The sequence below is a fragment of the Alkalibaculum bacchi genome (genome assembly GCF_937875145.1).
GTDB classification, from domain to species: Bacteria; Bacillota; Clostridia; order Eubacteriales; family Alkalibacteraceae; genus Alkalibaculum; species Alkalibaculum bacchi_A.
Map to the genome: position 1 here is coordinate 1 of NZ_CALNCS010000233.1, position 5,785 is coordinate 5,785.

Below are 5,785 nucleotides of genomic sequence, written 5' to 3' on the forward strand. Positions count from 1 at the left end.
ATTGGCTTCATGACCTATTTGAATCAGTGTTGCACTTAATTTGATAATTCAGGTTCTAAAGAAAATACAAAAGTTGATGAATTAGTAATGACAGCTTTTGGACTTGATGAAAAAGAAAAAGAAACTGTTAGAAAATTTGAATTTTGATATCTGTAAATATTAAGATTATTTAAAGAGATGCACTAGAAATTGCTGGCATACTTTAAACATGGTATAAACGATTTACAAAGTTTTTTATTATTTTTAAAGGTATATTTTATTTACTCATTCTGGCAAACGTAGTTATTACATTGCGCCAACATGTTGTGATGACGTCATTATGAGATTGTGTTGGATAAGTCGTAGAACAATGTTGCTGCTACTACAGATCTACGGTGGATTTAAATAGACAAATGTAGCAGTACCACCGTGGGCGCCACGCTAGCGGGTTCTGGTAGTAGCGTGGTTAAAGTATTTAAGTATTTAAAGGTATATTTTTTAACTTTAACTTCTCATACGCTACCAGTCTGCCCATTTTTGGAAAACTGAATAAAAATAGCAATGAGAAGCAAGTGTTCAATGACATTTGCTTCCTTTTAATTTTTTGCGGATTATCAAGCGTTAGAGAATACTTCAACACTGATAATCCGCTTTTTTGTCCAAATATTGATGTTAGGGATGCTGTATCCCGCTATATCTCAACAAGGAGGTACACAAATATGGCACAACAAAATGAAACTATCAAAGATTCTACCTTTGCACAAGCCATCTTGCCAAAGGCAACTCCAATTAGTAACGCACTTCAAAAACCTTTGAAATTAGCTACTGGTAGCATTTTTAAAGTATTATCTGGTAGCACCGAGGCTGCTAAGGATAGTAATGGTGATGATATCGTGCGTGCAGTTTACAGGGTTCAATCTCTTAATAGCAAGCTTTTACCTTTGTCAACTGAGTTTGAAGTTAAGGTTAAGGGACAAGAATGCATGTTTAAGGAAGAAGATAACGTTGAAATCATGTTTAATTCTAAAATGGTCATTGTAGCGTTTGATGATCTATCACATTGGTCATTTAACGGTCGAGAGGGCTTAAGCGCAACAGGTGTGAGAGTTTTAAACCTTACAAATGATCAAATTATGAAGATCGTTGGGGGCAATCATGCGCATGCTTAAGTACAATCCTAATGATCATTTTCAATTGAATGCTCCATTATTAGTTACTGGTGTAATAGCTGGAATTATTCTAGGTTTTACTTTTCATTCAGCATCATTGTTAATTCTTATGCCAATTGTTAGCCAATATAAGTGGTTAATTGATTGTTTCAATAGAATTGTTTATTCCGATCAAATTAAGGCACTTGATCGTTTAACTAACTCCGCTAAGTTAGCAGATAAGCGTGATAATTACACTATTGGTCGCTATCGTAATGCTGTTAATTATATGTTAGATATGTCTAATCCTAGATATTATTTGTTAGCAGTCGATGCGAATGGTGTTACTAATACTCGCAATTTGCGAGAGCTAGCAAATGAAGTGGGTGCTGCGTTTCATCATTCTGCAAATTTAGAGAGTGTAAGTAATGGTAAAGCGGTATACAGAATTAACATTACTCAATCTCAAGGACAGATTAGTGAAAGTGATTTCTAAAGTATTACTTACTCCTAATTGTGTAATTGACTGGAAAGCTAGTCCTCACATGATTGTTTCCGGTGTTACTGGATCGACTAAAACAAATACTTTGGAAGATATCTTGTTGTCGTGAATGAGCGCAAAAAGTCGCTTGGATAGCCAGCAAATAGGGATGAGTGCTAAGCCATATCTCATTGACGGAAAGAGTGCGGATCTTGCCAGCTTAAAAAGCTTACATCCCGCAGTAACACCTAATCAAGCCGCACGTGTATTACGTATCATTACACAGAATATGCATAAACGCTATGATCGTTTTTCTGGAGACTTCGGTAAAGTAGCCAGTGATTATATTGAGAACGGTAAAAGTGTTAGAAATATCGTTCTCATAATAGATGAACTGGCTGTTTTACTGAACGATCCAAAGCTTCGTAGTGAAATTCTACGGTACCTTTTTGATTTACTCGTTGCAGCACGTCAAGCATCTATATATGTCTCGCCCCGTTGGGGCAAACAGTAATAGTTGGTATTCAGCGACCATCAGCTGAGATTCTTCCAAGAGATACAACACTTCAGTTTAATAACCGATTATTAATGGCACCCAATGGAGCTGATAACGATACTAAGAGGATGCTATTTCCAATGTCCGACGTTAAAGGACTACCTCTAACTGAGAACATTAAAGGAGCGGCTTTATTCTATAAGAACGGATTTATTATGCCGAAACCAGTGTATTTTCCTAATATGTCTACAATTGATATTCCTAAAATTGTAAGGAAAATTCAAAAAGAGGTCAATCCAAACTGGTTTATACATGAGGATTACTGGGAAGAACCTTAGATGTTGTCTGCTGACGGATGCCAGCTGGAAGCTGGCAAGTGGAACGTTCCGAACGGAGTGTTCAGCATTAACCCGCAATAACTATTAGGCGGGTATATCTATTAGGCGGGTATATCTGATTAGTTAAGAGGTGTACATAAAAATGACAGAATATTTTGTTACTGTCGATCAAGTTAGTATTAATTTTCCTATCAATAAGATGGGAGGTATGAATACTGCACTTCAGCTGGACAAAGAACTGAAATTATCAAAAATTTTTGGTGATTCAAATAAATCTAAAGCCTTAAATCATTATTCAGATGCCATTGGTTACTATGATGGCAAAATAAAATTTATGTGGAATGATAAGAAAAAGTCGCAAGGTTTATTACTCTACTTTAGTGCATCTGGTTTTAAGGCTTGGAAAAATCTGGGTAAACTCAGGGGTTATGATTTAGATTTTGACAATCTAATTAAAATAATGATAAATAAGAAAGCTAAATTTACGAGACTTGATGTAGCTATTGATGTGATTAATTATGACTTAACGGTTGATGATTTACATCAAAAGTTACAAGATAAACAAGTTTTAATCTTGGATTCTCTTAAAAGAGTATTATCTGCAAAGCATCAAAAATTCTTTGGAGCAAATAAAGTCATTACTGGAATTACGTGTGGTGCGCGTTCTAGTGATAACTTCTTGCGTATTTATGATAAGAAAATAGAGCAAAATAAAACTAGTGCTCCGTATTTTGATTTAGCTCAACAGTGTGATAGTTGGATGCGAATTGAAGGAGAATTTAAACACGACGCTGCTCATGCAGTTCTCAACGACCTAAACCAAAAAGATAAAGATAAGATTAGTCAAAAGTTGATTGGTTATGTAGTTAAGCGATGGCTTCTTACTGATTCTAATCGCAAACTTATTCCATTATGGGAAGAACTTACTGCTTTAGCTAATGATGAAGGTTCTATTCCTCCGTTAATGTCTAAACTTACTGATAGGTTAGTACAGGAATTAAAGTGGTTTTTAGTTGGTGGTGCAGCAGGGATATTTTATCGAATTGCTCAGTTATTTGGAGAAGACGGTAAAAATGATTTTTTATTCTTTATGATAGATTATGTAGCAAAACCTAATCAAAAAAATCATTATGCAATTCCGAGCAATATGGCGCAGGATTTAGAATTAATTCGAACACAGCATCCAAATATTGATACTATAAATTATTATTTAAAACGAGCAGTTAAAGAAATCGAAAATGAAAAAAAGGCTAATCATACCGACCAAAGCAATGATTAACCCTTTATGGCGAACAAACCAATGAGACGGTTGTTCGCTTTTCATTATCTACTTCTAAGAAGACTTTGAAAAGGAAAAGCTATGAAAAAACTATTAATTAATTATACAGATCTAGTTGCATTAGGCTTTAAGCCTAACCAAGCTAGAACCATCATTAGAAATGCTAAAAAATTGATGGCTAAAAAAGGTTATCCATTTTATAATGGGAAAAGAGTTGGTTCTGTTCCAGCTTATGCAGTTTCAGAAATCACAGGTTTATCATTCTCTGATAAGACAGAGGGTGGTAATTAATGACACTGATTAAAACCAGATATGCCAATGTTTACAAAGATTCTAACACAGGAAAGTTCCTTTATCAGGTCTTTCTTGACAGGGATGCTTTGGGTAGATCTCGTTTTAAGAAGGGTAGACGTAACCAATTACGTAAACTTTTTAAAAGCGCACGTGAAGCATATCAAGAAGCACAGCGAATCAAGCAAGAGTATCTTAATATTGATCTGGATAATATCTCTTATTCATACTTCATGAAAGAAAAGTTCTTGCCAAAATATCGTGGTGATGTTGAAGCAACAACGTATGAAACTCATAAAATCATGTTCTTAAAAGGGATAGATTATTTTGAGGATATGTTGTTAAAGAAGATTACAGTTGCAGAATGTGAGGAATATCGCACCTGGCTATTAACTAATTCTGGGTATTCACAGAGCTACGCTAGTTTAGTTTATACGGCGTTTAGGCAGTCTTTAGATTATGCAGTTGAGATAAAGTTGATTCCAAGTAATCCAGCATTGGAGACCAAGGCTATTCCTAAAGGAAGGGCAGTAGCCAAGTATTGGACTAAGGTAGAATTTGAAAAGGTATTATCTTGTATTTCGACTGATAGCTTCTATGAACAACTAATCTATATAACATTTTTATTCTTCTATCGGATGGGTTGTCGAGTTTCTGAAGGCTCAGCGTTAACATGGCGTAATGTAGATTTGGTAAATGGTAAGGTTTCATTTATCCAGAACATACATTATAAGAATAAAATGGATTATACAATTAGCCCATATCTAAAAAATGATGCTAGTCGTAGGACTGTAACTCTTGATAATGAGCTACTCCAGGTCTTAAAAGATTGGAAAAGGCTTCAAGAAAAATATAATGTTAAAAATTTTGTCTTGAGTTATGATGATACTCCATTGAATAAATCAACCTTAAGCCGTTGGTTAAAAAAGTATGCTCAACTTGCTGGAGTACCTAGAGTTAATGGACGTGGTTTAAGACACTCTAACGCTTCATATTTGATTGCTGAATTAGGCGCAGATGTATTAACGGTCAGTCATAGGTTAGGTCATAAAACACCTATGACAACCCTTAAATACTATGCTCACATGTTTTCTGATAATGATTTAGTGATCGCTTCCAAGATGGAAAACAGTATGAGTATTCAACCAGCAGAGAAGTCAGAGGTTGAATTTAATGGAAATCAATATTTAGGCGATGGCAAGATTGTCGGTATGCCAAAACAAGAAAAAGACAGCTTAAGCATTGATATAAAAGAAACATCCCCTATTCTCGGGGAATAAAAAGAATAATAAGCATGAAAATTTTCTTCATGCTTATTTATTTTGCTTTAATACCTAATATTTCATAGGGTGATAGGGAAAGTGCTCGCATAATTGCTTTTGCAATTTTGTTCTGAGATGATCACTTTGTGTGGTAACATTATTATTGTTTAGTATTATATGATATTTATTCTCTAAAAATAGTATTTAGTAGCGAAGATTGTAAAAAGAGGAGTCTATGTTGTGTTAAAAGTAACTGTCATTAATGAAATAATGAAAGTTGGGTCTACAATCCCGTTACGAGTTACTTGCTCTGATTTTAAACAATATATTTTGAAGGGGATAAACAAGAATGTACCAACTGGTAAAGCACTTTTTAATGAGGTGGTTGCTTCCAGATTTGCTAAATTAATCGGTTTGGATACACCTAATACTGCTATTGGAATACTTCCAGAATCGATTATAACTTCTAGCGATATAATCAATTTAAAAAAATATGGTTTTAAATCAGGTC

Annotated in this window: 8 protein-coding genes; all 8 read left to right on the plus strand. The window is 34.5% G+C overall.

Features of this window, described 5'->3' with window-relative positions:
• The first annotated feature begins 698 nt into the window (after nt 1-698).
• Nucleotides 699-1,148: a hypothetical protein gene (locus Q7P22_RS13525; protein ID WP_095341962.1), complete on the plus strand. Its 450-nt coding sequence runs from the start codon at nt 699-701 to the stop codon at nt 1,146-1,148.
• The gene (locus Q7P22_RS13530) at nt 1,135-1,623 is read left to right on the plus strand and encodes a hypothetical protein (RefSeq protein WP_303864953.1); all 489 of its coding nucleotides are present in this window, start codon (nt 1,135-1,137) and stop codon (nt 1,621-1,623) included. The genes Q7P22_RS13525 and Q7P22_RS13530 overlap by 14 nt, the downstream gene beginning before the upstream one ends.
• Before the next feature lie 115 nt (nt 1,624-1,738).
• Nucleotides 1,739-2,122: a hypothetical protein gene (locus Q7P22_RS13535; protein WP_303864954.1), complete on the plus strand. Its 384-nt coding sequence runs from the start codon at nt 1,739-1,741 to the stop codon at nt 2,120-2,122.
• A 74-nt stretch (nt 2,123-2,196) separates the two neighbouring features.
• A complete protein-coding gene (locus Q7P22_RS13540) occupies nt 2,197-2,442 on the plus strand; it encodes a hypothetical protein (protein WP_095341959.1) in 246 nt (81 codons plus the stop codon).
• A gap of 142 nt (nt 2,443-2,584) precedes the next feature.
• The gene (locus tag Q7P22_RS13545) at nt 2,585-3,721 is read left to right on the plus strand and encodes a replication initiation factor domain-containing protein (RefSeq protein WP_303864955.1); all 1,137 of its coding nucleotides are present in this window, start codon (nt 2,585-2,587) and stop codon (nt 3,719-3,721) included.
• A gap of 81 nt (nt 3,722-3,802) precedes the next feature.
• Nucleotides 3,803-4,012: a DUF3173 domain-containing protein gene (locus Q7P22_RS13550; protein ID WP_303864956.1), complete on the plus strand. Its 210-nt coding sequence runs from the start codon at nt 3,803-3,805 to the stop codon at nt 4,010-4,012.
• Nucleotides 4,012-5,292, plus strand: coding sequence for a site-specific integrase (locus tag Q7P22_RS13555; RefSeq protein WP_303864957.1), 1,281 nt, complete (start codon nt 4,012-4,014; stop codon nt 5,290-5,292). Before Q7P22_RS13550 ends, Q7P22_RS13555 begins: the two co-directional genes overlap by 1 nt.
• A 222-nt stretch (nt 5,293-5,514) precedes the next feature.
• Nucleotides 5,515-5,785: HipA family kinase (locus Q7P22_RS13560; protein ID WP_303864958.1), on the plus strand; the 271-nt coding region annotated here is incomplete at its 3' end.